The organism is Gimesia benthica (assembly GCF_009720525.1).
In the GTDB taxonomy this organism is placed as follows: domain Bacteria; phylum Planctomycetota; class Planctomycetia; order Planctomycetales; family Planctomycetaceae; genus Gimesia; species Gimesia benthica.
On sequence record NZ_CP043930.1, the window covers coordinates 3453031 to 3478246 of the forward strand.

The 25216-nt window shown below is 56.2% G+C and carries 23 protein-coding genes; 7 read left to right on the forward strand and 16 right to left on the reverse strand.

What is annotated here, in order from left to right:
• Positions 1–1003: 1003 nt before the first annotated feature.
• Complete coding sequence (locus tag F1728_RS13035; RefSeq protein ID WP_155364465.1) at positions 1004–1234, forward strand: hypothetical protein; 231 nt, start codon at positions 1004–1006, stop codon at positions 1232–1234.
• A gap of 294 nt (positions 1235–1528) precedes the next feature.
• On the opposite strand, the gene F1728_RS13040 is transcribed toward F1728_RS13035, so the two are convergent.
• The 3 genes from F1728_RS13040 to F1728_RS13050 form a co-directional block, all read right to left on the reverse strand.
• Positions 1529–1765, reverse strand: a complete 237-nt coding sequence (locus F1728_RS13040) for a hypothetical protein (RefSeq protein WP_155364466.1) — start codon at positions 1763–1765, stop codon at positions 1529–1531.
• Complete coding sequence (locus F1728_RS13045; protein WP_155364467.1) at positions 1766–2083, reverse strand: DMT family transporter; 318 nt, start codon at positions 2081–2083, stop codon at positions 1766–1768.
• Positions 2084–2257: 174 nt separating this feature from the next.
• The gene (locus tag F1728_RS13050) at positions 2258–2797 is read right to left on the reverse strand and encodes a hypothetical protein (RefSeq protein WP_155364468.1); all 540 of its coding nucleotides are present in this window, start codon (positions 2795–2797) and stop codon (positions 2258–2260) included.
• 466 nt (positions 2798–3263) lie between these two features.
• On the opposite strand from F1728_RS13050, the gene F1728_RS13055 reads away from it, so the two are divergent.
• A complete protein-coding gene (locus F1728_RS13055; RefSeq protein WP_145438359.1) occupies positions 3264–3725 on the forward strand; it encodes a nuclear transport factor 2 family protein in 462 nt (153 codons plus the stop codon).
• Between the two features lie 11 nt (positions 3726–3736).
• On the opposite strand, the gene F1728_RS13060 is transcribed toward F1728_RS13055, so the two are convergent.
• The 6 genes from F1728_RS13060 to F1728_RS13085 form a co-directional block, all read right to left on the reverse strand.
• Complete coding sequence (locus tag F1728_RS13060; protein WP_155364469.1) at positions 3737–4522, reverse strand: phosphatase PAP2 family protein; 786 nt, start codon at positions 4520–4522, stop codon at positions 3737–3739.
• Between the two features lie 84 nt (positions 4523–4606).
• Complete coding sequence (locus F1728_RS13065) at positions 4607–5191, reverse strand: sigma-70 family RNA polymerase sigma factor (RefSeq protein WP_155364470.1); 585 nt, start codon at positions 5189–5191, stop codon at positions 4607–4609.
• A 146-nt stretch (positions 5192–5337) separates the two neighbouring features.
• The gene (locus F1728_RS13070; RefSeq protein WP_155364471.1) at positions 5338–6153 is read right to left on the reverse strand and encodes an RDD family protein; all 816 of its coding nucleotides are present in this window, start codon (positions 6151–6153) and stop codon (positions 5338–5340) included.
• 270 nt (positions 6154–6423) lie between these two features.
• Positions 6424–7371 carry a DUF1559 family PulG-like putative transporter gene (locus F1728_RS13075; RefSeq protein WP_155364472.1) on the reverse strand — a complete coding sequence of 316 codons (948 nt, stop codon included), beginning with the start codon at positions 7369–7371 and terminating at the stop codon, positions 6424–6426.
• A gap of 109 nt (positions 7372–7480) precedes the next feature.
• The gene (locus tag F1728_RS13080) at positions 7481–8203 is read right to left on the reverse strand and encodes a DUF434 domain-containing protein (RefSeq protein ID WP_155364473.1); all 723 of its coding nucleotides are present in this window, start codon (positions 8201–8203) and stop codon (positions 7481–7483) included.
• Positions 8204–8298: 95 nt separating this feature from the next.
• Positions 8299–8673 carry a hypothetical protein gene (locus F1728_RS13085; RefSeq protein WP_155364474.1) on the reverse strand — a complete coding sequence of 125 codons (375 nt, stop codon included), beginning with the start codon at positions 8671–8673 and terminating at the stop codon, positions 8299–8301.
• 352 nt (positions 8674–9025) lie between these two features.
• On the opposite strand from F1728_RS13085, the gene F1728_RS13090 reads away from it, so the two are divergent.
• Positions 9026–10360, forward strand: coding sequence for a hypothetical protein (locus tag F1728_RS13090; RefSeq protein WP_155364475.1), 1335 nt, complete (start codon positions 9026–9028; stop codon positions 10358–10360).
• Here the strand turns inward: F1728_RS13090 and F1728_RS13095 are convergent.
• The 4 genes from F1728_RS13095 to F1728_RS13110 all read right to left on the reverse strand — a co-directional run bounded on the left by F1728_RS13095 (position 10343) and on the right by F1728_RS13110 (position 15168).
• Positions 10343–12631, reverse strand: a complete 2289-nt coding sequence (locus F1728_RS13095; RefSeq protein WP_155364476.1) for an MSCRAMM family protein — start codon at positions 12629–12631, stop codon at positions 10343–10345. The two genes, F1728_RS13090 and F1728_RS13095, sit on opposite strands and share 18 nt — an antisense overlap.
• 2 nt (positions 12632–12633) lie before the next feature.
• Positions 12634–14040, reverse strand: coding sequence for a M56 family metallopeptidase (locus F1728_RS13100; RefSeq protein WP_194242801.1), 1407 nt, complete (start codon positions 14038–14040; stop codon positions 12634–12636).
• 14 nt (positions 14041–14054) lie between these two features.
• On the reverse strand, positions 14055–14417 hold the full coding sequence (locus F1728_RS13105) for a BlaI/MecI/CopY family transcriptional regulator (protein WP_145035689.1): 363 nt from the start codon (positions 14415–14417) through the stop codon (positions 14055–14057).
• Between the two features lie 145 nt (positions 14418–14562).
• Positions 14563–15168, reverse strand: a complete 606-nt coding sequence (locus tag F1728_RS13110; RefSeq protein WP_155364478.1) for a hypothetical protein — start codon at positions 15166–15168, stop codon at positions 14563–14565.
• 278 nt (positions 15169–15446) lie between these two features.
• On the opposite strand from F1728_RS13110, the gene F1728_RS13115 reads away from it, so the two are divergent.
• The 4 genes from F1728_RS13115 to F1728_RS13130 are packed head-to-tail and all read left to right on the forward strand — an operon-like array spanning position 15447 to position 21888.
• A complete protein-coding gene (locus F1728_RS13115) occupies positions 15447–15839 on the forward strand; it encodes a BlaI/MecI/CopY family transcriptional regulator (RefSeq protein ID WP_194242802.1) in 393 nt (130 codons plus the stop codon).
• Positions 15836–18133, forward strand: a complete 2298-nt coding sequence (locus tag F1728_RS13120) for a M56 family metallopeptidase (RefSeq protein WP_155364480.1) — start codon at positions 15836–15838, stop codon at positions 18131–18133. The genes F1728_RS13115 and F1728_RS13120 overlap by 4 nt, the downstream gene beginning before the upstream one ends.
• 14 nt (positions 18134–18147) lie before the next feature.
• On the forward strand, positions 18148–20565 hold the full coding sequence (locus F1728_RS13125) for a DUF1549 and DUF1553 domain-containing protein (RefSeq protein WP_155364481.1): 2418 nt from the start codon (positions 18148–18150) through the stop codon (positions 20563–20565).
• 33 nt (positions 20566–20598) lie between these two features.
• Positions 20599–21888, forward strand: coding sequence for a DUF1501 domain-containing protein (locus tag F1728_RS13130; RefSeq protein WP_155364482.1), 1290 nt, complete (start codon positions 20599–20601; stop codon positions 21886–21888).
• Between the two features lie 171 nt (positions 21889–22059).
• Here the strand turns inward: F1728_RS13130 and F1728_RS13135 are convergent, their stop codons facing one another.
• From F1728_RS13135 to F1728_RS13145, 3 genes are all read right to left on the reverse strand, one after another.
• Positions 22060–22353, reverse strand: coding sequence for a hypothetical protein (locus tag F1728_RS13135; protein ID WP_155364483.1), 294 nt, complete (start codon positions 22351–22353; stop codon positions 22060–22062).
• An 86-nt stretch (positions 22354–22439) separates the two neighbouring features.
• A complete protein-coding gene (locus F1728_RS13140; protein ID WP_155364484.1) occupies positions 22440–22784 on the reverse strand; it encodes a hypothetical protein in 345 nt (114 codons plus the stop codon).
• A 191-nt stretch (positions 22785–22975) separates the two neighbouring features.
• Entirely contained in the window at positions 22976–24586 is a 1611-nt protein-coding gene (locus F1728_RS13145; protein ID WP_155364485.1) for a TROVE domain-containing protein, read from the reverse strand.
• Between the last annotated feature and the right edge of the window lie 630 nt (positions 24587–25216).

Here is a 25216-nt window from a genome sequence, read left to right on the forward strand (position 1 = left end):
GAACTCACTCCGGATTTTTTTGAGATAATTTTCCCGGACTCCGTCAGCCATCATGAGACAGGTCGCCTCCCACGTCCATCATCACTGGTGTGCTTTGTGCACGACTGACCATCACCTGTTTTCACTGAAAAGATTGCCCTTGATCGGTGTCTCCCGAATCATAAATTGTCGCAATTGTGCTTTGCGCGCGAGGCGGATGATGCGAGCACTGGAACACCGCCCACCAGTGACCCAGCAGCACCTGAATCGCCGTCGATTTCCCCCGGTTTTCACCGACACAAACTGAACCGGTTCCACATGTCCCGTATAATTTCAAATCATTTCGGAGCACTCTCACAGCATTTGAGAGACCGCTCACCCCCATCTCAAAGGAACTCGCAACAAACTCAAAGCTCGAATCCCCCTTGACCCCCACATGCCCTTCAACAAAATCCAACATCACTACCCCCAATAAAAATAAGCAGCAAGGCACCAGCCACACGTATCTGTACTTAAAATTTCAGTCACCCATTGCTAAACAGCGTCAAAGCAGGAAAAGAAATGAGCCGCAGGGCATTAGCCCCGGTTGAAACGAGTTTGGTATAAAACATCCGAATGAAGAAACATATTCTATGATATTCCACGAACAGAATCGGGTGAGCCCGAATGCAATTCAAGCCGAGCGCAGCGAGCAGGAGGTCACAACGTACGCCCCAGTCACAGCAACAACTCTTCATGAACAACAAACCGAACCAAGCACAGCGCATCACCAGCCAGCCACCACACAACGACCTCCTGTCGCCTGCAGCACTACCAGGTTTCATCCACTCCCCCTGGTATTCGAATTTCCCACGCACCTCTTTCGTGTTTTTCGTGTCTTTCGTGGTAGATCAACCCGGCGTCTTCCGAGAATACCAATCCCCCATTTTACAAAAAAGAAACTCACCCCCGTAGCTGAAAATCGTTAAGCTGTAGGAAAGCGCACCGCTACGCTCATCCTCAGTTTTTCACTCAGGAGAACCCCATGGTCTTTCAGGCATTCGACCCCGACGACGAGGAATCGTTCGACAAAATGCGCGATCTCTTCAGCCCGACGCAGGTAGACCAGTCCGTCCGCCAGGCACTGATGTTCTGCTGGATGATGCTCCCTGATGACAAACTCAACATCGACGAACTGGAACAGCAGTTCCGCCGCATCGTCGACCGCGCACTGCAAAACCTCCGCGAAGACGGCCAGGCGTTTGGAAGTAAATGATCTCGAAGAAAAACGAGGGCCGGCCCCGATTGAAGTTAGGCTCGCGATGGGTGCCACTGTTGGCTTGTAGTATTTAGACCGGACACCAACACCAACTGAGCGGCAAGGCGCTAGCCGCCGGTAATATTCTCCAGCGCGGATCCCAATTACCGGTGGCCAGAGCCATTCCACTCAAATTAACCGGGTAACCCCGAATGCAATTCGGGGTGAGCGCAGCGAACAGGAGGTCGCAGGGCACTCTTGCGAACATCAGAATGAACACAACACCGCAAAACCGAAAGCCAATCAGCGTTTTCAACACGATTCCAGCTCTGAAACGATTGCATCGATATCAAGGGGCATTACCCGGCCTTCTCTCTCGGCTTCCAGGGACTGCTGAATCTGCTGCTTCAGCTCGGCGTGTCTCTGCTTCAACTCCCGAAAGACCTCCAGCGCTTCTGTAACCAGGGCCCTTTCATCTTCATAATGAACGCTGGCCATTTCTTCTTCGATGAACTTGAGAATCTCTGCATGCAGGATACCAGCCGCCACTCACGAAGCCGAAAGCTTCAACCCCAGCACGCCACCCACGATCAGCACCAGACAGAGCCCGCGCCAGATCGTGACCGGTTCACCAAACAGGAAGGCGCTCAGCACCGCCGTCCCCAATGCGCCGATCCCCGTCCAGACCGCGTAACCGGTGCCCACCGGAATCGTGCGGACCGCCAGGGCCAGCAGGAACATGCTCGCCGCCATCATGCCAATGGTCAGCACGCTGGGCCATAACCTGGTGAAACCGTCCGTGTATTTCATGCCGACCGCCCAGCCGATCTCCAGCACCGCCGCCACCAAAAGAATCACCCATGCCATAACGCACCTGTCACTGCTGTGGCAGGGTCGTCCCCGCCGACGGGAAATACATGCAGGTCGTCCTGCAATGGGACTGTTCCCGGCATTATACGCCCCACATCCGCCGGGACAAGCGGCCTAATGCCCGGCTTGCTCAGGAATGATAAAGCTGAACACCGGTCATCAACCAGAGCTTTATTGATCGGCAGGAAAGAAAATTCGATCGAGACGCGTGACTAAACTTTCATCGTACCGCAGCAGAATCATCGGCCACAATCTCTCTTTTGAATCAACGTGCACCTCCGAGATATCGGCAGTCATGGCCAGATTCATCTTTTCTCGATCATGGAAAATAACAATCGCGTCGTAGCAGGGAGGCGCGAACTGGGGGAGCGTCCCAGGCAGGAACCTTTGAGACTCTTCATTTTCGCTAAGACGCGCGGACCGCACATGGGTCCACAACTGATTGGCCAGCTTTCCATCAATCTCGATCCACTGACGATTCGCCCTGAGGGGATTTTCTCTGGTGCTCATTAATATGGTTTCAATCTGAGGCTGCTTGAATTCAGAGGGCAGCGCATGAAAGCCGGCTTCCTCTTCCTCAGACTGCTCCGCCGCTGCCTTGACGGGTTCCTGGGCGGAATGCTCTCCCCAAAACAGGGCAGCAACACAAATAAATAAGATTGAGAACCCTGAAATATATCGATTCCGGTAGCGTCCATAACTCAGCAACATCGTTCCTCCTTGAGAACACGCTGTGATTTTTCTTTCATCCAGAAACCGGAGCAAGGCGAGCATTCTACGGGCGCAACAGGGTTCAGGTCCATATGAATCGATACCAGGACTGATAACCCCCTGTTTACACTTCACATCACACCGCAGCAAACCAGCAGAACAGAATCATAATCCCAATGAGCAGGACTCCACGAAAATAAACTCCACAGGAAACCCGGATTCACCCCTTGACAGAATTAGACAGACCTGTATGCTTCGATTGTTCAGACACGCGACAACTGCAAAGAAGAACCAGCCGCAATGCATTCGCCCGCTCAGGTGTCTTTGCTGATAATCGTACTAAATACGAACTAACTGGTACCAGAGTCACACGCTATCGAATGAGGTCCGCCTCGTTCTCTTTTTTTGGATATATTATACAGACCTGTCTGTTTACTACAGCTTCAACCCAACACAGGAGACACACATGACTGCCATCAAACCCCCGTTCAATTTCGCCACCGCCACCGCCAAAGTCCGTGCTGCGGAAGATGCCTGGAACAGCCGCGACCCTGAAACGGTCTCCCTGGCCTACTCCCCGGATTCCGAGTGGCGGAACCGCGATCAGTTTCTGCAGGGACGCGATCAGATCCGGGAATTCCTCGCCGGTAAATGGGAGCGGGAACTCGATTACCGGCTCGTCAAATCGCTGTGGAGCTATTCGGAAAACCGCATCGGCGTTCGCTTTCAGTACGAGTACCACGATGCAGACGGGCAATGGTTCCGCGCCTACGGAAATGAACTCTGGGAGTTTGACGAAGCTGGGCTCATGCGCCGCCGCGAAGCCAGCATCAACGATGTCCCCATCCCCGCAGACCAGCGCCGCTTTCACTGGCCCACCTCCGGTCCCCGGCCACTGATGCACGCAGGCATTCCGGATGTCGCCTGATCGATGGACAGTCAGATCTCGGAGTCGGCAGCAGCAGATTCCGAGGTCGGGCTGGCATCTTCAATCCGGTGCCGCTGCTGTAACCAACGCGCAAGGATCCAGCAGAACAGCGCCCACGCCAGACCCGCGGTCCAGCCGGCAATCACATCGGTCGGGTAATGCACGCCGAGGTAGATCCGACTGAGCCCAATCAACAGCGTCAGCAGCAGTGCCACACAAAGCACGTAAATCTTCACCCGCGTCCGCTGAATCACCGACGCCAGCAGTGCCCCCAGCGTGAGATAGATCACCGCCGAAAGCATCGAGTGGCCACTGGGGAAGCTGCTGGTATAAACATACGAGAGATGCGGCACCACATCCGGGCGGGGTCGGCTGATGAAATGCTTGAGCGCAGAACTGAGCAGCAGCCCACCGAGGGAAGCGAACAGCAATAACAGGATCACCCGTTTTTTCCCTTCGATCCAGAGATAGCCTGCCACGACCGTCGTAAAGAAGACCAGCGTCGCCACGCCCCCCAGCGCGGTCAGATCGCGGCCCATCTCCTGCGCCCAGGGTGGCCCGATGGGAACCGACGGATCATCGGCCCGTCGCATCGAACGAATCACCCACTTGTCGAATGCCTGGGTCTCCTGTTCCAGCACCTCGTCGGTGAGTTCAATGAACGCCCAGGTAGCCCCGGCCAGGATCAGAAAAAAGACCAGCACCAGCGGTTCACGACCTTTGAGCCAGTTCACCGCAAACTCGATCCATTTCAGCAGCCGCCGAGAGAACAATTTCAGCCATCCGGTTTCAGACATGATTTCAGTCTAGCAGAAAACACGGCGAAAACTCTATCCTCACTCCCCTTCAATCGACGTCAGAGGATCGATTCTCACGCTGACTCAGGCATCACCGTTGAGTCGTTTGCGTAAATTTTCGAGTCCGCGTTTGATCAGGGAGGCCACCGCCGTTTCCGAACGACCAAAGTGTTGCTCCAGATCCGCCAGCGACCAGCCTTCGATGTGCCTTAACCGCACCGCTTCCCCCTGGTCTGCAGGAATCGACGCCAGCACTTCCGCCAGCCGCACTGCATCCTCGGCCTGCATCACCCTTTGTGAGGGACTCAGAGTTTCCAGGTGAAACAGCCCCTCCAGACGCGAGCCCGCGACTTCATTACCTACGGCCCGCTTCTCTGCGCCCGCGTGTCGGCGTATCGTATCCTGAATATTCCGTTCATGGATTTTCTGCAACCAGGCAACAAACTGCGCCTCTTCTTTCCCGTCGAACTGCTGAAAGTTTCGCAGGGCCGACAGACAGGTCTGCTGCACGATATCCGAATCATCCACGCGAGCCTGCAGACGACCGTCCAGCGCCCGTTGCGTGATGAACTTCAAATAGGGCCGGTGGCGATCCAGCAATTGCCCGATCGCCTCCTGGTTGCCCTGCAGCGATTCGTTGAGAAGTCGCTGGTATTCCGAGTTGCGCATGCGCGTATCCTGAGAGAACTCGATCGGTAGACAGAATTAGAAGAGTCTCTCTCATTATGCACATCTGCACCCCGGAATAAAACTGATTCTCAACGATTTCTTAACCAGACTGAATCGGCAGCAGTCAACAGGCGACGGGCTGCCTGCTATTCACTGACCAGTCTGACCTTGGGAACGGTTTTGATCGAAGTATCACCCAGCAAATCGCCGATCCGTCTTCCTGTAACGAGCAACATGATCACCTCAGTCAGCACCACCAGAATAGCGATCGGCACGCCAATTACGAATCCGATTATCGGAATACAAAACAGGAACGGCCCGATACACAACGGAATGTTTCGCAAGATCCGCGGCCCGACCCTTGCAGGGTCGGCACTGTTATTTGACACCTGTAATCCCAGCAGCAGTTTCCCGGGGCTGGCGCCTGCCGCATCGCGGAACAGCCAGTAGCAGCACAGCATCAGGCCGATGAGAATCTGCCCCAGGATCGGAATCAACACCAGCGGCCCCAGGATCAGCGTCAGCAACGCATCGATCACATAAGCGATCGCCCGCATCAGAACCGGAGCCGTCTCGGATTCCGGCAGACCGGCAACCACTTCGGGCTGCTTCGACTCTGGCTCAGTGCTGGTCCGGGCTGGAAACGCGGTGCTCTCAACCGGCTTTTCAGCGGGGGCAGGTTTCGTTGACGCGGTCTGCTCAACAACCCGTGGTTTCTCAGATGAAGTAGGTTTGGGGGGCGTTGTTGAATCGCGAGTCGGTGTTCTGCTTTGGATCTTTGTCGCATTTTTCTTTCCAGCCGCAGACCGCCGCGTCTCTACAAAATGCTGCAGCCGCTGAATCTCCCGGGGCGTAAAGGTCCTCTGGATATCATCGGCGGCCGCAATCTTCAGGTGCTGGCAGATTTTGCGAAACTGCGATTCCGAAACGCGCAACCTCTGACATAAATCACTGGAATTCATAGAGATACCTCATTATTCAAACTGCAAAACCATGTGTCAGGCAAAGACGAAAGGGGGAATACTGACGTCAGTTGACGAACAGTGCTCAACCTCTCAAGCGTCAGCGCAGCGCAAACTTGGCGGCGGAAATTCACAATTCTGAAAAATCAGGCGAGACCAGCACCAGCGATTATCGAACAGGCATTCGTAACAGCGTTGAAACAAAAAGAGGCAGGTCTCATTAAGTTGAGACCTGCCTTTTTCTTCTCTTACTGGTTGTCTGACGTTCGCTCAAAATTCACCGATGGCTTCACCACCGTTGGGGGTACTCATCGCCTTTAACACATCCGGATCAATATTCTCCGAAACAAATCGCACCGCTCCGTCGGAGAGCAGCACATGATTGCCCCCCACCATCGACGTCTTCCTCCCCTCTCGCATCACATTGGCAGGATGATCGATATTGGTCGGATCGCCCCACGGCTTAAAACCCTCTCCCGATTCAATCGCCATGATCGTAGTCGAGGCGCCATCAGTGATGTCACGAAACCGAGTGTTCCCATTGGTCTCCAGCAATAGTTCGTTCCCGATGTAATGCGACAGCGCCAACCCGTCTGGAGAAACGGTTTCCTCAACGGAAGGATGCAGGTAGTCAGGAATGACCTGGGTGAAATGCTTGCGATTTTCCGGCGTCGTCCAGGGTTGATCCATGTCAATCCGATTGTACAACACCGCCTGATCCATAAAGGGCAGAATGAACGTCTGCCAGCTGTGGTTCGGCTTGCCTTCCACGTTGGTCGTCCCCCCCGGGGTAAACACTCCGAACGTGTCATGATAATTATGCATCGCCAGGCCGATCTGCTTCAGATGATTTTTGGATGTCGACCGCCGGGCTGCTTCGCGGGCCTGCTCAACGGCAGGTAGCAGCAGAGCCACCAGCACCATGACCACGAGAATGCCCCCGCCCCCCAGAATCGCGAGGACCAGGATCAGTGTTGTGTTGTTTTTCTTCGGGCCAGAGGAAGTGGAACTCGTCTGTTCAAAGTCGGAGCCCCCACTGCTGACTGTCTCCGCTGGCAAGAGTCCCGGTATCTGGCCCGCAGGTCGGAATTCACCCGCCTCTCCTTCTCTCACCAGATCCGACTCCTGTACTTTGCCCTGCGCCGCCAGTTCAATCAGCCGTTCCCGGGTCAAGGGGCCTGCTGTCTGGTCACCACGTTTCACATACCAGTTGGCCATGATGGTCTCTTTCTCGCTGGAGACTCTGGGACAGAGTCAGGTCAAAAACTCAGCAGTAGAAGTACGAACACCAGTCTAACAGATCCGCATCCGACCCGATACGAAAAAATCAGCAACCCGAAAGATCCACCACCCACGCTTCGGGCACCCGCTCTTCGACAGCGGTCCGCGCCAGGTTGAACCACCGCCCGGCCTGGTTGAGAATCTGGCTGTCCGCGGAAGCCACGATCTGGTCGGCGGCGCTCAGCACAGGGTCGGGGTCAGGCACGAGGTCGATCTCCCAGTTCCAGCCCCGCTCCTCACTGAGTTCCCGCAGCATCGTCTTCAGACGACCACTGTTGGAGACCGGCTGATCCAGCAACCAGCGACAACCGGCCACCTGCCACTCCGCCAGCAGTTCGCCCAGGATCTGAATCGCGGGGATCGTCTCGGCTACCTTACGATAACTGCCATGCATACTGGCCATGTCCCGAAAACAGCCATCGTGGGCCAGTAGAATGACCCCGCCCGACAGCGCCGCCTCCAGCGACGTCAACACGTTATACCCGTCAATCCACAGCTCCGCCCCCACAAGGTCCGGCGTCTCGACCTGATGCATCTGCCGCCGGTTCGCGTCTTCCTCACTACAGGCACAGCGGCCCACCGCCAGCCGTTGTCGCGCGTTCAACGCATAACGATCCCCCACCAGCTTGAGTGCAGAGACCGACGCATACCCACGGGTCAACAGCCAGTTCAGATCAGAAGTCGCCCGGCACAGATCAGGCTCCGCATCGCGCGCAAACAGCAACCGATCCTGGGGATGAGCGCCCCGATGATTCCGCCGGTCAGGCATGAACTTTCCTCCTGGCTGCTGTGATGATTAAGATTGACTGTGGTAGATTGCAAGGTGAAAGGTGACTCTGCAGGAGCTGATAATCAGGAAAAACCTCACTCTATCAGACCATCCGCCTGCATCTGTTGGTTTCGGATTTCCGCATCCTGCTCGAAGTACTCCTCCGCAAAGTAGGTTGGCAGCGGCTCTGGTTCCTCATGCAGACGTAAAATTCCTTCCTCGATCAAGGTGCCCATGATTTCGTGAATCTGCTCCCGCAGCCCCGCCGGTTCCCCCGCTTCGTACTGGGCAGCCATTTGTATCACAAAGTCATCGACCGTATGTTCGCCATCGGCAGACATGAATACCACCGCATACCAGGGTTCCATCGTGATCATCCGCGGCGCATGCTCACTGAAGCTGTCGTGTACCACCAGTTGCCCCTCCATCGTATGCCAGCACGCCTTACGGGAAAAATACTTCTCATCCATGGTCGACCTCGTTTCAGTCTGGAATCAAATCGGCTTTAAAGGAGACGCATAGAACACACGCAACCACATAGTGTATTTACGTTTATTTTTCGTCGCTTTTCAAGTAAGTACCTGCGTTTCCTCGCGAAAGCACCTCGGCCCACCGCCACCCCACTGGTTCGTCTTGACAGATTTCGGGGTCACGAGTTAGAGTGCCGCGAATCTGGTAGTAGACAATTGTCAGCAAACGCAACTGCCCACCCCGGCTGACAGCGCCCCATGCGGGCCCCGAAATTGTCGCCGCATCGAGCAGATGAGGAACGGAATCAATCGCCTCGCCCCGGGGCCGCGCTCTCGCGAAAGGAATCGAACCATGCGATATCAATTAACGCTGCCCCTGCTGACACTCCTGTTAATCCAAGGCTTTGTCCTCGCCGACGATCCTGCAGAGCAGCCGCAGGACAAGCCGATCAAACAGGCATCCTTCGCGGCACCGCCACAGGCTTTGAATCCACCAGCGAATGCCACTCCCTCCGAATTAACGATCCGGAAGGCACTCAAAAAGTCCGTTACACTGAAGGCCGAAAAGAAACCGCTGGCCGACGTGCTGCTTACGCTCTCCCGGGATCTCGGCATTAACGTTTTCGTCGATACTCGGGGCCTGAACGAAGTCGGCATAACCCCTGAGAATCTCATCACCATCGAAGTCGAAGGCATCCAGTTAAAGAGTGTGCTCAACCTGATGCTGTTGCCACTGGATCTCGCGTATACCGTCAAAGATGAAGTTCTCGTCGTTACCAGTAAGACGCGGGCCCAGGGTGAGCGCACCACACGCACCTATCCCGTCGCCGATTTAGTGATCCCCATTCCCATGACCGGTCCGGTTTCCGCTGATGAACCAATTCCGGTCGTCAACAGAAACTCGGTCGACTTCAACTCGCTGATCGAAGTCATTGAAGCCTCGGTGCAACCTGTCGATTGGGAGCGACTCGGTGGCACAGGTTCGATTCGCGCGTTTGATCCCACGATGTGCCTCGTCATCCGGCAGTCGAAAGAGGCGCACCAGGAAATCGAAACCTTACTCACAGAACTCCGCCGGCAGCGGGATTTTCACGTTTCCGTAGAAACCCGCATCCTGGAAAACCTGCCGGACAAAGCCTGGGAACGTCTGGGCTTCGATCTGGATGCCAACAGTCTGATGGCCCGCACTCAGCAGAACAAAGGTCCGCTGGGGGGAGTCCTGCTCAACGACGAAGAGGTCAAGTCGCTCCTGGAAGCAGCACAAAACCACAGCCGGACCAATCTGATCCAGCCGCCTGAAGTTGCGTTGTTAAACGGCTACACCGCCCATGTGACAGAGTATACGGCGGGAGGTAAGCCGCACCCGTTGCTGCGTCCCTTCTATCTGCAGCCGGTCATTTCCGCAGATCGTCGTGAAGTCCGCCTTAACCTGCGGGTCAGCGATCCACAGTCCGAGCCTCAGCAACTGCAGACCTATGTCACGACCGTCCCCGATGGCAAAGCCGTCCTCATCGAACTCGTCGCGCAGAAGACCAACCAGACAGGAGTCCCCGTTTCAGACAAAGTGGCCGACGCGAAAGTCTTCAAGAAGACCACCGCCGATCAGACGCGCACCTTCCTGCTGCTCCGCCCGAAAATCATCGTTCAGCAAGAAGAGGAAGAACCGGTCTCACCTCCCGCGGAATAAATTCGCTCCCGTCACCAGCCGATTGAGTCCAAACCGACGTCCTTTCCGGAAGGCAACCGGGTTCAACTCATTGTCCCCGGTCGAAACACCGCCCGACTTCAGACTGTCGTCCTGGACTTCGATCCCCACATACAGAATCCCCGGCGTTCCTTCACGCGTGATGTAGAAGAATGTGACGGTATCCAGCGGTCTGGCTTGGTTGGTCTCCGGATCGAAGCTCACCAGCAGATCCTGTTTGTTGGCCCGCCCTTCCGCCTGCAGTGCGTCGATGGAAGTCTGGCTCAAGGATTCTTTCCACCGCGACTTGGGTAACTCCCACGTGCGAAGACCGATGGGCCGCAGAACAAACTGAGTCTGCCCCTCTTCTCCCTTGATTTCGTCCCCCAGCATATCGTAACCCTGCCCGGCCGCCCATTCCTGGATTTCCTTAAACCGGTCCTCTGAAATTTCTTTCTCCCTCCAGCGCTCGGGAAGTGGCGCAGCCCGACCCGTATCGAGATCATAAAACACGAGCCCCTCCGGTGCGCTACGAATCGACTGCAGCACCCAGCCGCTCGTGCCACTCTTCGTCTTCAACAGCGCAGAGGACGGAATGGAATCAGTCGCTGCCGGAGCAGACAACGGCGGCAGGTTCACTTGATAAAATGCGGGGTCATCGGTGAGTTCCCGTCCGTGATTCTCCCACCACTCTGCCCAACGTGCGGCAACCTGGTGGAACAGAGCCGCCTTGGCCTGTTTCTGACTGGGGAAATCGTACTCATTCAGAAAAATGTGATACAGCTGCTGGTCACCAAAATTCTGACCGGTCAGCGACTCCAGGGCACCAAAGATTTCGCGGACAGGCCGACCAAATCCATACTCATTGTCTCTGTGTTTCGGCTGCAGGTCATGCTGTTGCATGAATTTGAGAGGTGCGACATCGGTTCCCCGAATCCGCAATCCCATGTCGGAACTGGGGCGAATTAACGTTTTGGGAATTCCCCGGATCAGGCCGGGAACCGCGCGTTTGTCGCCAATCCCACGCAAGATAAAACCGAGACAGCGGAGCATCATATCATCCGATGTCTGATCCAGTTCCGCGACCAGTTCCGGCACCACCTCAGGTCCCAGGGCTGCGATCTTCCACAGCTGATTGGCCCACTCATCACTGAACCGGTCCGACCCTGAGTTCATCTCCTTAAGTTCCGCCAGTAGTTTTCCAACAGATTCTTTGGGAGGCAACGCTGCCTTTTTCTCCTCGGTTTCAGCAGGTGGGGACTGTTTTCGATTATCAAACATCGCGGCGCTCATTAACTTCTGCCGTAACATCAGGTCCGGGTCAGGAACAAGTGGCTTCTCCGCCAGCTCACCGATGACAATATCACGGTGCACGGTCTGACCATCGCCGACTTTCAGATAACCCGGGGTAGAGCTCCCGTTCATCAGGTAAATGTAGTTACGTCCCGGCGCCACGTGCAGACGATAGGTTCCATCGGCCTGCACTCTGGTGCTAGTGACTGCGGCCCCGGTCATCGGTCGCGCCGGACCGTGATGGGCCACTTGCATCTTCCGTTTGTCACCATCAATGGGTTGGTCCGTCGCCGGATCTATCACTTTCCCGGTCACATAGCCACCCCGGGCCATCGGGATATCCCGCCCCGTCTGCCGCTGTCCCTCCGTCACTTTCAGGGCTTTGATCGCCAGGGGCATCCGCTCCGGTGCGACGGCCCAGATATTGTAATAATCGTTCGTCATGCGGAGTTTGTAGTTTCCGTTGGCATCCGTCCTGGTTGTGAAACCACCATGCCGGGCGATCCCTTGCGCATGAACCTCAACATCGGCCAGCGGTTCTCCCGTCACCAGATCAACCACCTGCCCTTCCACAATCGCCGGGGGATGCAATGTAACATCAACAGTTTGTGGAAGCTGTGAATACGAGCCGATCGTGATCGGATAATCTGCGTGATGTACCCGGAACAAGCATCGCGAAGCCGTGTACCCTTTTTTACTCGACGGGGACTTTGTGTTCGACTTATCTGAATTCCAGGCATTCAGGTCCTTAATGGTGTACCGCCCCTGGCTGTCGGTTTTGGCCATCAGGAATCCCGGTATCGGATACTGATCTGGCTGCAGGGTGACCACCGCATCAGCAACCGGGTTTCCGTTCTCATCGGTAATCGTACCGCTCAAGGCAGCCGTGTCTGATTTCATACGCAGAGATATTTTAGATCGGCGGTACTCTGGCCACATCGACCACATCGCCGAAGTAAAACCAGCCTTGGTGGCAACCATGGTCAGGCGGCCCCCTCACCAGGCAGCTGCACATCTTTAAATGTAAAGTGACCATTGTCGTCAATGGTTGTCTTCCCCTGGAAGACAGGCTTGGTATGCCTTTCGGGATAACGATAAAGCTTCACTGTCGCCCCCGGTTCGCCGGTTCCGGAGAGCGTCTCTTTGACGCCCTGAGCCTGCTTACTCTCCTGGACCTGTACTGCCTGTGGCTGGTCTTCAGCCTCCGTCGGCTGTTCCTGGGCGCGACTGATGCGCACCACTCCCAGGAGAACCACCATCGCGACTGCCGTCGTCAGCATGCTGCCCGCCTGCCAGCGGTTCAATCCCCTGCTGGCCCGGTTGCGACTCACGGCTTCAATTCGTTTGCGCACCTGTGATCGACGGGCCATCGCCAGGGCACTGCTCCTGTTTCGCTCTGCCACGCGTAACGCCAGCCCCGCCAGCAGACGCCCATACAATTTGTCATCCCCCAGATAGCCGGCGGCTTTTAAATCACATAGTTCATCGCAGGCGTCCGCATGCACGACGCGGGTTCTCCACATCAGCGGATGGAACCAGAGCAGAATCTGTAACAGCGTGAAAAGATGATGCCAGCGCAGGTCATTCCCCCGGCAGTGGGCGATCTCATGTGCCAAAGACGCCTGTAATTCCTGGCGTTCCGCAGCAGCGCATTGTTGCACCGGTATCAACACACCAGGTCGCCATGCCCCTACGATAAAGGGCGTCGGCACTTCCCCACTGCAACGGACATCAATCGATTTCAGATATCCCAGTTGCGCAGCAATCGCCTCAGCCTGATCCTGAATTGCGGCAGGCACCGGTATCGCACGTCGATAGAGTGCCACGAGTCTGAGCACGCCGCCCAACCAGCTCAATGTGAGCAGCGCCACACCGAGGCCCCAGATAACGCAGGCATAACCCGACAAACCAGTGGGAAACCAACTTGCTGTCCATGCCGTCTCCTGCGTCCCCGCATTCTCAAGAATAGATGCCTGCGTGGCGGCGGTGTCCTCGAGCGGCGGCCGTTCATTCAGCGGTATTAATCCTCTGTCAGAGAGTTCAACCTCCCGGGATAAGGGACCACTCAAAGGCACAGTCAACTCTATGGCAGCAGACGTTTCATTCAGATCCGGAGGTTCGACGACCTCATCCACTTCCACAACAGGGGATGCGGCAGGCAGCAGTGCCAGTTGCAGTCGGTAGGGAAGCAGACTCAAGACCGTCACGAAGATTAGACTGACCGCCATCATCCGCCAGAGTAAAATTCGCAGCCGGGGATTCCAGCGGCTGCAGGCACAGTGACAGAGCCAGGCCACCATCAGAATCAGCGTCAATCGAATCAGAATCAGCAGGGCACTATTTGATAAATCTTCACTGCTGCCCATCAACCAGTTCAAGGTGGATGACATCTTCGCCTCCCGAATCATTTTTGCTGGGGATCATCTGCCAGCCGTTTGAGTTCCAGTAACTCGTCCTGGCTCAGCTTCTCTGCGCGAATCAGATCTAGAATGAGTTTCCTGGCGGAACCTTCGCAGTAAGCATCGACAATCTGACGAATCGTCGAACGAAACGCCGCCTTGCGACGCGTGATCGCCTTATAATAGTAAGCCTTACCGACCTTGCGTCGTGAGATGTGCCCCTTCTCGACGAGGATCGCAAGGTAGGAACGCAGCGCCGGATTTTTAATCGGCTCCGGAAAAAGTTCCTGCAACTCACTTGGCTTCAGCTCACCCTGCTCCCACAGGATCTGCATCACAGCAAGTTCGCCTGGTGTAAAACGCGACATCGGACTTCCTCCTCTAATGTGCAGATAATACTGCACATTGATCAGACTGCAAGCTTTTTTTCTAGAGAATACTGAGGCAGGCCTTCAACCTGGACGTAAAGGATGCAGCATTCCCGCTTTCCACTCGTTCAGAAAAACCACGATCTCAACCAGTTGCGGGCCCCGTATCATCGGCTCGCATAAACTCCAGCAGTTCTCCCCTCGACAGTACGTAGTCGTCCGACACGGACTGACCATTGACCAGGGTAACGAGCGGACCGGCGATCAACTCATCATCCTCCAGCATGTTCCTGACAAATCCCACCGTCTTGCCCACGAGATCATCGGCGTAACGCTGATAGCTGCCACTCGGGATCAGAACTTTCACCGCCGATCGTTCGGTCGCATAGTGATGAGGATGCGGGGCGTGCTCTTCCTGCACCTGGGTCTGGTGACAATACCGGCAGCGATAGATGACATTGAAATGGTCGAACGGGAACTTGGCATTCCCATGTAGAAAGACGCGATTGTATTCCTGCAGCGCCCGCCACTTGCCACACTCTCTGCAGCGACGACCGGCCAGTGACCGGGGGCCACGTACGCCGATGTTGAGTAGCACTCCTACCAGCATGATAAGTGAGATGATCAAGAGAGGCACCGCCACAACCAGGGCAACCACAATCCAGCGAACGAAAGGGAACAGCACGCAACCGGCAATCACTGCCAGCACGCCAATCGCAGTCAGCACAAGATTCAGCCTGTCTCTGTTCATCGCCGGGAAATCCGCGTCTACTGGATGAGGAAACAAACTGAAATCTTACCACGCCCGGGAGCGGAATCAATCAGCGTGTACGCTGCCAAACAACTATCAACGTGACCGACTTCCCCTCCCTTCTGCCCTCACATCCACTCCTGATGTACGTGAGACAACCGGTTGAAAAGCCCCATAGAAAAAATCATTCAACCGGCAATTTTCTGCTTGACCTCTCATCTACAATTTGTAGTATTACACTTGTAGATTTTGTGGTAGACCTGATTGAGGAGCATTCCGTGAAACTGGGTGGACGGCAATTAGCCATTATGCGTGTGTTGTGGGATCGTGGCGAAGCCACGGTCATGGACGTTCAGGAATCACTGGATCTGGAACGGCCGCTGGCCTATTCCACCGTGGCGACAGTACTCTCTCGGATGGAACAGAAAGGGCTGGTCAGGCATCGGGCCCAGGGGCGCGTGTTCTACTATCAGCCGGCAATCACCGAAGATGGCATCGGCACTTCGCTCGTCGATGAACTCGTCGATCGCATCTTTGGTGGCAGTCCCTCTGCACTGGTCAGCCATCTGCTGGAAAGCGATCAGGTCGATCCCGATGAACTCGACCGCATTAAACGGCTGGTCTCTCAACATGAGCAAGCGAGACCCAAAAAGAAAGGGGATCGCTCATGACAGAATTCCTGACCGCCACCAACGGGCTGTTCTCGTTCCTGGTCACATACCTGATTCATTCCACCATCCTAGGCCTGCTGGTTTTACTCGCCTTCATGTACGGGCCGCGCATCAGAACGGAAACCCGCGTCACGTTCCTGAAAGTCGCCCTGCTCGGTCCCCTGCTTTCCAGCCTGATCGTCACACTCGACTACTTACCCCACTTCGGCTGGCAATGGTCGGTCACCTCTGTAACGGAAGCATCCAGCTCACCAGCCGAGACCGATCATCAGCGGGACAGGGATGACTTATTAAACTCAGCTTTGATGCCTGAATATCAGGGGAAATATGCCAGGAGCACCCGCGATAACGCGACCGCTGCCCCCTCACTCGCAGCAGTGCATGCGACAACCGAGGATTTGTCAAGCAGACAGTCCACTTCGGGTCCCGCCCATGGCTGGATCATCCGCTCGGTCTGCTGTCTCATCTTCCTGACAGCATGTATCTCGGGGGGAATTCTGATTCTGTATCAACTCCGCCAGTTGCGGCGTTTACGGTTGGAAGGACAACCTGTTACAACATCAGACACGCGATCGCTCGTGAAGCGACTGTCTCGCCAGGCGGGGCTCCGGGAACCGGTCAGTGTACTCGAATCTCAACAGATCCGCAGTCCCTTCACCGCGGGTATCATCCGCCCGTTCATTTTAATCCCGGCGCGTTTTCTCGGCTTGCTGAATGCACAGGAAAAGGCAGCCCTGCTGGCCCATGAAATCGTGCATGTCGCCCGCAGGGACAGCCTCTGGAAATTAGTGGGAGAACTGCTGTGTCGCGGCTTCTTCTTTCAACCGCTGAATCGCTGCCTGTTCCGGAAACTGGAAATCGAAATGGAGTTCGTCGCCGATGCCCACGCCGCACAACTGCTGGATGAACGCACGGGACTGGCACGCTGTCTGACAAAACTCTGTGAGTGGATCCTGACGGCTGATGCTTCACGGCGGGAACCACAGCTCAGTGTTGGAATGGCCGCCTTCCGTTCTACCCTGGGCCATCGTATTGAATGTCTGCTGGAAGACAGACCGCTCCCTCCCAGGCGGTTTATGCGAACGACAATGCTGGGATCTGTTCTGGTACTCCTGATCTTACTGGTTGCAGTCGCGCCACGTGCCGCTGCGACTCCGCGGAACCCTGTCATAGAAGAGGAACCTTCAATGAAACAATCACTGACGACCCTGGCCGTTCTCGCCAGCCTGACGCTACCCGCCGCCGCGGAAGACAAACAGTCCGAGCAGGCACGCCCCGCGGTAACCAGCACACAACCCGATGCCATTCCCGAGGGGGCTATGAATCTCAACGGAATGTTAGTCGGTCAGCTGCTGAAAAAAGATGTGGAACGGGGAACCTTCGTTGTCAAAGTGGATGCCATCCCTCGCGTCTGGAAGAACAGCAAGGCGAAGAATCCCAAGAGCCTGGTTGGCAAGAATATTGAAGTCAACGGCGTATTCGGAAAGTGGCTGGATGTGCTGCTGCTGGTCAAACCGGGTGAAACGCTGGAATTTGAAGCACGCCATGATCGCGGTACCCAACTTACGTTTCCCGGAGAACTCCTCCGCAAAGTAGCCCCCTACAAAGCGGAAGACTACCCCGTACTTCCGGAGGAGTTCCGCGGATTTCGCGGTGCTGTGACGGGCAAGGTCCTCAAAAAAGATCCCGATACCTTTGAGCTCATCGTGCAGGTCGACAAGGTAACGGACACCTGGAAAAAGAGTGAAGCCGAAAACCCCAAAAGCATTGAAGGCAAAAAAATGATGCTCGCCGGGTTCTGGCGTCGCAAAGAAGCCTACTACAAACTGAATGCAGGCGACCGCATTGAAGTCGGCCTGCAACATATCGGCCGCCAGAGTGACCATCTCTCGGTAGCCGAATTCGTCCGCAAAACCGATGAGAAACCCGACCGCGAATCTGCCCCCGATCGCGAATCGGCCCCCGATCGGGAGCAGCAGTCAGAAGAATCCAGCGGTTTTCCTGCCGGCATGCGCGGCTTTCGCGGCATCTTAATCGGAACACTCGTCAGCAAAGATGTCGAAAAAGGTGAGTTCGTCTTCACCGCGGATAAAGTCAAGCGGGTCTGGAAAAAGAACGGGGCCAAAGACACCAAAAGTTGTGAAGGTCGTCAGTTTACCGTGCAGGGTGTCTCCGGAAAGTGGCTGGATGTGCTGCTCGTACTGAAACCCGGTGATCGCCTGGAATGCGAAGCCTTCCACAACCGCGGCGACCAGCTCGACTTCCCCAGCGAACTCCTGAAAAAAATTGACTGACAGAAAGGTGCCCCATGCGTGCTTTCTTCAGTTGTTTCTCGCTACTCCTCATGGCGGTCCCTGCATTCGCAGAACAGGCCGCCACAAAAATCCTGCCCCCCGTCAGTCAGCGATTTGCACCCGCTGACTCCGGGGAGCAGCCTGATTTCCAGAAACATGTCATCCCACTGCTGGGTCGGCTGGGTTGCAATGGCCGCGCCTGTCATGGATCGTTCCAGGGACGAGGTGGATTTCAACTCTCGCTGTTTGGCTACGATTTCCAGATGGACCACGCGGCGCTCCACGGGAAAGCTGGCTCGACTGCCGGCCCCCGGATCAACGTCAAGCAACCGGAACAAAGCCTGATTCTCCGGAAAGCCATGGAGCAGGTTGACCACGAGGGAGGCGAGCGGTTTGCATCCGGTTCCTGGGAACATCATCTCTTCCAGCGCTGGATTGAAACCGGGGCTCGGGGAACGCAGACACCGCGTCAGCTGAAAGAGTTACAGATCGAACCAGCTGAAGTCATCTTCCACAAGGACTCCCGTCCCCTGCAACTACAGGTCGTCGCCGTCTGGCAGGATGGAAGTCGTGAAGACGTCACCCCGCTCTGCCGGTTTCGCTCCAACGATGATACGGTGGTCAGCGTCAGCGAAAACGGGGAATTGAAAACGGAGGGTCCGGGCGACACACATCTCATCGCCTTCTACGACAACGGCGTCGCGGCACTGCCCGTGATGCGTGCCCTCTCTGAGCAGGGTCAGAAACACACTCCCCCAAAACCCGCACGCACGAAAATTGATGAGTTTATTGAAGCCAAATTAAACAAGCTGGGAATCCAGCCTTCACCGGTCTGCACCGATGCCGAGTTTCTCCGCCGGGTGAGTATCGATCTCACAGGCACCTTGCCCGCACCGCAGGAGATTGAAGCATTTCTCGCTGATCCATCCCCCGGTAAACGCGATGACAAAATCGACGAATTACTCCAGCGTCCCGCTTACGCCGCCTGGTGGGCCAACCGGCTGTGCGATTTCACGGGCTGCAATCCCAACCAGCAGGCGGAACTTGGACAGGACCTGTCCGTGCAATGGTACACCTGGATCTTTCAGCGCCTGCAGGAAAATCTGCCCTATGATCAGCTGATCGAGCGAATCGTACTTTCCCGCAGTCGCGAAGAGGACCAGTCCTTTCTCGAATACAGCCAGAGTGTCTCGGCTTATTTTCGGGATCACGCGCCTGCCGAATTTGCGAACCGACGTACGATGCCTCATTACTGGACGCGTCGGACCATGGAAAAGCCAGAAGACAAAGCGCTCGCCTTCGCGCATAGCTTCCTCGGCATTCGCCTGCAATGTGCCCAGTGCCACAAACATCCCTTCGCCCCCTGGACACAAACCGACTTCCAGCAGTTCTCCGCGTTTTTTAAGCAGGTCGAGTTTGGTGTGCAGCCGGATGCAGAAAAAGAATACCGCGAGCTCGCCCAAAAAGTCGGATTAAACGTGCGCGGCAAACAGGGTGCCCCCATTCGCCCGGCTGTCCTCAAACACGCACAGGCAGGACGCGTGATCCCCTGGCGGGAGTTGTACATCGCCCCGCAATCCAAGCCCGCCCGCCTGAGTCTGCTGCGGAGTGGCACCGTAGAAATTTCCCCCGGCGACGACCCGCGCAGCGCCATCATGAACTGGATGAAGAATCCCGACAATCCCTGGTTTGCACGGGCCTTTGTGAACCGTGTCTGGGCCGGATATTTTCACGCGGGAATCATCGACCCGCCCGATGAACTCAACGCGGCGAACCCGCCCAGCCATCCACAGCTTCTGGACTGGTTGAGCAGCGAATTCATTGCGCATGACTATGACATGCAGTGGCTGCATCGGCAAATCGTTTCCAGCGACGCTTACCAGCGCAGCAGGACACCCAACGCCACAAACAGCGCTGACCGCCGAAACTTCAGCCGGGCCATCCCCCGACGACTGCCCGCGGAAATCGTGTACGATGGCATTAAGCAGGCCGTCGCTGCCTCGAATGAAATGGACTCCGTCAGAACGGATCTCACCCGGCGGGCAATCGGCCACCTGTCGATGCGGCTCGCAGGCACCTATGCCATGCATGTCTTCGGCAAACCGGAGCGGGCGGTCAATTGTGACTGCGAACGCGTCAACCAGCCCACGCTGCTGCAATCCATTTTCATGCAGAACGATCCCCTCGTTGAACAACGCCTCGCCGGCAGCGGATGGATTGAGGAAATCGACACCCTCGAACAGGCCGGCAATTCCCCCGATCGTGCCACACTCATTCAAACTGCCTGGTTGCGTACTGTCGGACGAAGGCCGAACCGGCAGGAAATCGAACGGGCGGAACAACACCTGGCCCAATGCACGACAACCGCAGAAGGCATCTCTGACTTACTCTGGGCCCTGCTCAACACCAAAGAATTCATGCTAAACCACTAAGCGTCTTCTGTTCTTTCGCGAAGGAATCGTTCGATGTTAAACTCGCTCACACAACTGACGCGTCGGCAAATGCTGAAAGTGGGTGTCCTGGGTTCGGGTCTCTCGCTGAGCCAGCATCTCAGACTGAATGCGGAAACAGGTCAGACAGACACACAGCGTTCCGCCATTCTGATTTTTCTGGGCGGCGGCCCTTCGCATCAGGACACCTTCGATCTCAAACCAGACGCACCGAAAGAATACCGGGGACAGTTTGACCCGATTTCCACATCCGCGTCAGGGGTTCAGATCTGTGAGCACCTGCCGCGCCTGGCCCGCCAGGCCGACCGCTATGCTGTGCTGCGGGGCATCACCCACAATCTTGCCGCCCACGGCTTAGGCACACGTTACCTGATGACCGGCAACCGCCCCACGCCAGTCGTGAAATACCCCATGTATGGCAGCGTCGTCAGCCGGGAGTTTCCCGCCGCCCACGATCTCCCTTCATTTGTTTCTATTGATCGCCCCGTCGAAGGTCCCGGCTATCTGGGACCGGAATATGGGCCGCTGTCAACCGGGGAAAAGCCACGCTACGGACAACCCTTTCGAGTGCGGGGCATCACACTCGGCGATGGCATGACCGTGGACAAATACCGTTCCCGACGAGAACTGCTTGCCGATCTGGATACGGCCTTTCAAGGCTTTGAAAAACAGGACGACACGGTCCGCGGTCTGGATCGGTTTTCGGAAAAGGCCTATCGCATCATCAGCTCTCCCCGGGCACGCAGTGCCTTTGATCTCTCCCTCGAATCCGACCGGGAAATTGATCGCTTCGGTCGCCACGACTATGGGCAAAGCGTCTTACTCACCACCCGGCTCATTGAAGCCGGTGTGCGGTTTGTGACGGTCCTGCTCGAAGGCTGGGACACGCATCAGGACAACTTCAATACCCTCGGGCGCAAACTGCTGCCGCAACTCGATCAGTCACTCGCAGCCCTCTTCGACCGCCTGGAATCCAAAGGCCTGCTCCAGTCGACGTCGATTCTGGTCACCGGGGAATTTGGCCGCACTCCTAAAATCAACGGCAATGCCGGACGCGATCATTGGGCACGCGCCATGTGCGCCCTGATGGCCGGCGGCGCAGTCCAAGGGGGACAGGTCCTGGGTGCAACCGATGACAAGGCACAAGCCCCCATCGATCAAGGCTTCACACCCGACGATCTCGCCGCCAGCTTTTTCCAAAACATAGGCATCGACCCCAAAACGGAATACAGCGCCAACGTCGGCCGACCTATCACCCTCATCCGCAACGGCGCCCCCATCCCCGGCCTGTTGTCGGGGACTTAGGGCTTGATCGAATAGCCACTCAATACTCCCGGCTGCTTCCACCCCGCTGGTTGCCACCGTTGCGGGTCAGCGATTCCGCGACAGGCCATGCGTTTTGATTTTCAGCGCAGCAATAACACGCTGGATACGCTGCGGAGATCTATGCTAACGGGAATGTCGGACCAGCGACCTTTACTCATCGCACAGCACAAACGTAATTCTGGAATGCGTATCGTCTTCGGGATTTTGCCACTCACTCACCCGCAGCAGGTATCCTGCATTTTCCAGCGCCTCAAGATCTGAGAATGGCATGCTGTCCAGTATCTCGCTTGGTAAATGCTGGCCACCCGCAGCCAGCCAGTGATATTGTCCATACGGCAGATAGCCCAGGTACTCTGTTTCATAAGTGAATTCCTGCGCCGCCTGACCGGCGAGTGCTGACTGCAGTCGCTCCAGTAAATCGAGTTGTGATCGGGTTAATTCCATAGGATGCAATCAGTCAGATTGGAACAATAGGGTTCGATCAAAGAGAAACCCATTCCGCTGTACCCATCATTCAAACGAGTAATGTGTCAGGCTGGTGGTGGAAGTTCAGAAACGATATCACTCCCTGACAGATAAAATGCAGGCAGGTCATCTCTAGTCGGTTGCCACCCCTGTTCAAGTGCTGTCAGAATGAGTTTCCGAATGATTGATGGTTTCACGGCATGAGGTACTGGTTGGTACCACCATCCACCAGATTTGACCGGGATCATATTATGAGGCTTTGCAAAACCGGACAGTAAAGTCTGCCCTGGTGATTCCATATGCTGGATAGAAATCCTAAGTTCCATGTCATCTCTATCTGGCCTGATTCGATAGCGATATTGAGTTTTCTCCACAGTAATGATGCGAGTTCCCTTTTGCCGCAAAGTCACGGTTTTCTCCATTACAATTTAGTAGTCAAATTCGTAAAAAGAACAGATAGAAAAAGTAATCAGGAATCTTCGTTTGATGCGGAATACAACAATAGACATCCTCATCATAGCTGCTATTCTCACCAGATCCCAAAACACCCCTGATCCGATTTCTCAGACAAGGGGTATCCCAGTTAAACCAAACGAGCCGATCAGACTTCGATCGACTCGACCTCGGCGACGAACCGGCCGGCGTCGTTGCCCAGGAACGACGCCACCACGTTGAACACCGCGTCATTGAAGCCGCCCATGTTCAGGATGTCGTCGCGCTCCGGGGCCTGTGACGAACCGTAAGGCTGGATGTCGATGCATACCAGCTTCGGATCCGTCACGCCCAGTCGCCGCTGGTTCTCTATGAACCGCTGCCACTCAGTCATCACGCCGGTCGAACCGTAACGGCCCTGCCGCACCCAGCTCTCGTTGTCGCTCACCAGCACGCAGCCGGCGAACGCACGCTTGCTGAGCTTCGTGTTGGCCACGTTCAGCGGGATCGAACAGTCGGTACCACCGCCGCCGTACTTCGCCAGCCGTGCCGACAGACTCAGAATCGAGTCCGACGGATCCAGGCGGGCCTGGTAAGGCCGGGTATCGAATGGAATCACCACGCTGTCCGGGTTACGTCGTAGCACAGCCGCCGCAAACAGAGCCGCAGCATCCACACACGTCATCCGACTTGTAGCACCACGACGCTGCCAACCGGTAACCGGACACTGCATCGAACCGGACGTATCCAGACCGATCACCACCGGACCTGGCAGTTCCGGCACGTTACCGCAGGCGAGCTCAGCCGCCTGGTGCAGCGCCGTCTGAATCTTGCGAGGCACTTCGGCACTCACATTCAGATAAGCCGCCAGGAACTGGTACGGAAACTGTCGCGACTGACGGATTGCCTCCGCGTCCGCCAGACGGTCCGCCACATAGTCCACCAGCGCCGCATCCTGGAATACGTCATGCCGCAGCAGCGTATTCAGGTTCATACGCAGCGCCTGTGGTCCCATCTGTCGGGCCAGCGCCTTCCAGACCAGCGGACTCTTGGCCGCATCCGCCAGCAGATCCCAACGCACGGACAGATTCTCAACGATCTCTGCCTGCGCCTGGTCAGTCTCTGCCTGACGATAAGCGATCAGCTGTCGCACCTGCCGTGGCAGATCCGCTGCGGTCGCCGGTGCCCACTTGGCAGGCTCCTTATCCGTCAGCCAGCCGAACAGCGCACGTCGCTCGTTGTCGACAGGCGTTGGTCGTGCCAGTCGCAGTACGTCGCGCAGGCTCGGATCGTGACCGATCGAAGCCGACAGCAGTCGACCCACCGAGGCCTCGTTCAGCCAGCGCTGAAACGCCCGCTGCAGACTCGATGACAGACCGGTCCGACCAAACTGACCCGAACGGATCATCTGGAACAGCGTCCGCAGTACACGGCCGTTGTCAACCACGCGATCAAACACACGGTGCATCAGCTCGGTATCCCGCGTTGACAGTGTCGCCAGCAGCGCTGCCGGCATGTCCTTCATGCAGGCCCGCTCCCGCGCATACACGGCCAGCTGTGCCAGGTAGCGGTCATCGTCCACCTGGTCAATCAGCGTCCGCAGAGTATCCAGCTGTGTCTGCGCACCGACGTAGAACACGTTGTTGAACGTGCCGGTTGCCGCCAGCTGCGCGAGCGCATGCTTCGGCTCGAATTTATAAGCGCGACCGCCGGCCTCGTTACGCGAGTCCGCACGTGGATACTGATTCTGGCGATTTGAAAATAGAGTCTTGTTGGCCATCATAGCCTCCTTTAAAAAACGGGTCCGGCGAAAGACGCATCAGTCCCCACTGACGGCAGCCGGATCCTGTAAAAAGCACTCGACGAGGTATTCGAGCAGAGTCCCACCCTGCCTCTCCGCGCGCACGCGGAGTCCAGGGTCCGGCCCAAATTTAAATATTCAGTGGGCCGGGCAGGAGTTGAACCAGCGAAACCATGTACTCCACTCCAGCAGTCGAGTGAGTCGCTTAAGAAAGACCGACGAAGTTGTGGAACGAGAAAACGTCTGATGCTCTGCCAGTTAAGCTACAGCACCCGATTCAGGATGCTGGTGGGACTCGAACCCACATCGATCAGATTAACATGTACTCCCATTCGGCAGTCGGTCCTGTTTGCATGTGACGCTATTTGCGTCTCGGCTTGTCGACGATCAAAGTTTCGGTCTCCTTGAATGCATGCGATCCGTCTGCTGACAGATCGTCTTTCGACAGTAAATACAACCGACGAAGTGGTGAACCAGAGTTTCTACGGTGCTCTACCATTGAGCTACGGCGCGACTCGCTTTGCGAATGAGCGCCGGTGGGACTCGAACCCACAACCCCCGGGTCGTAAGCCATGTACTCCAGATCGGCAGTCGGTCATGTCTTTTTTA

Coding starts and splice junctions, on each gene's coding strand:
- F1728_RS13035 (WP_155364465.1), top strand. CDS start 1,004: ATGGTCTTTCAGGCATTCGACCCCGACGACGAGGAATCGTTCGACAAA.
- F1728_RS13045 (WP_155364467.1), bottom strand. CDS start 2,083: ATGGCATGGGTGATTCTTTTGGTGGCGGCGGTGCTGGAGATCGGCTGG.
- F1728_RS13050 (WP_155364468.1), bottom strand. CDS start 2,797: ATGTTGCTGAGTTATGGACGCTACCGGAATCGATATATTTCAGGGTTC.
- F1728_RS13055 (WP_145438359.1), top strand. CDS start 3,264: ATGACTGCCATCAAACCCCCGTTCAATTTCGCCACCGCCACCGCCAAA.
- F1728_RS13060 (WP_155364469.1), bottom strand. CDS start 4,522: ATGTCTGAAACCGGATGGCTGAAATTGTTCTCTCGGCGGCTGCTGAAA.
- F1728_RS13065 (WP_155364470.1), bottom strand. CDS start 5,191: ATGCGCAACTCGGAATACCAGCGACTTCTCAACGAATCGCTGCAGGGC.
- F1728_RS13070 (WP_155364471.1), bottom strand. CDS start 6,153: ATGAATTCCAGTGATTTATGTCAGAGGTTGCGCGTTTCGGAATCGCAG.
- F1728_RS13075 (WP_155364472.1), bottom strand. CDS start 7,371: ATGGCCAACTGGTATGTGAAACGTGGTGACCAGACAGCAGGCCCCTTG.
- F1728_RS13080 (WP_155364473.1), bottom strand. CDS start 8,203: ATGCCTGACCGGCGGAATCATCGGGGCGCTCATCCCCAGGATCGGTTG.
- F1728_RS13085 (WP_155364474.1), bottom strand. CDS start 8,673: ATGGATGAGAAGTATTTTTCCCGTAAGGCGTGCTGGCATACGATGGAG.
- F1728_RS13090 (WP_155364475.1), top strand. CDS start 9,026: ATGCGATATCAATTAACGCTGCCCCTGCTGACACTCCTGTTAATCCAA.
- F1728_RS13095 (WP_155364476.1), bottom strand. CDS start 12,631: ATGGTTGCCACCAAGGCTGGTTTTACTTCGGCGATGTGGTCGATGTGG.
- F1728_RS13100 (WP_194242801.1), bottom strand. CDS start 14,040: ATGTCATCCACCTTGAACTGGTTGATGGGCAGCAGTGAAGATTTATCA.
- F1728_RS13105 (WP_145035689.1), bottom strand. CDS start 14,417: ATGTCGCGTTTTACACCAGGCGAACTTGCTGTGATGCAGATCCTGTGG.
- F1728_RS13110 (WP_155364478.1), bottom strand. CDS start 15,168: ATGAACAGAGACAGGCTGAATCTTGTGCTGACTGCGATTGGCGTGCTG.
- F1728_RS13120 (WP_155364480.1), top strand. CDS start 15,836: ATGACAGAATTCCTGACCGCCACCAACGGGCTGTTCTCGTTCCTGGTC.
- F1728_RS13125 (WP_155364481.1), top strand. CDS start 18,148: ATGCGTGCTTTCTTCAGTTGTTTCTCGCTACTCCTCATGGCGGTCCCT.
- F1728_RS13130 (WP_155364482.1), top strand. CDS start 20,599: ATGTTAAACTCGCTCACACAACTGACGCGTCGGCAAATGCTGAAAGTG.
- F1728_RS13135 (WP_155364483.1), bottom strand. CDS start 22,353: ATGGAATTAACCCGATCACAACTCGATTTACTGGAGCGACTGCAGTCA.
- F1728_RS13145 (WP_155364485.1), bottom strand. CDS start 24,586: ATGGCCAACAAGACTCTATTTTCAAATCGCCAGAATCAGTATCCACGT.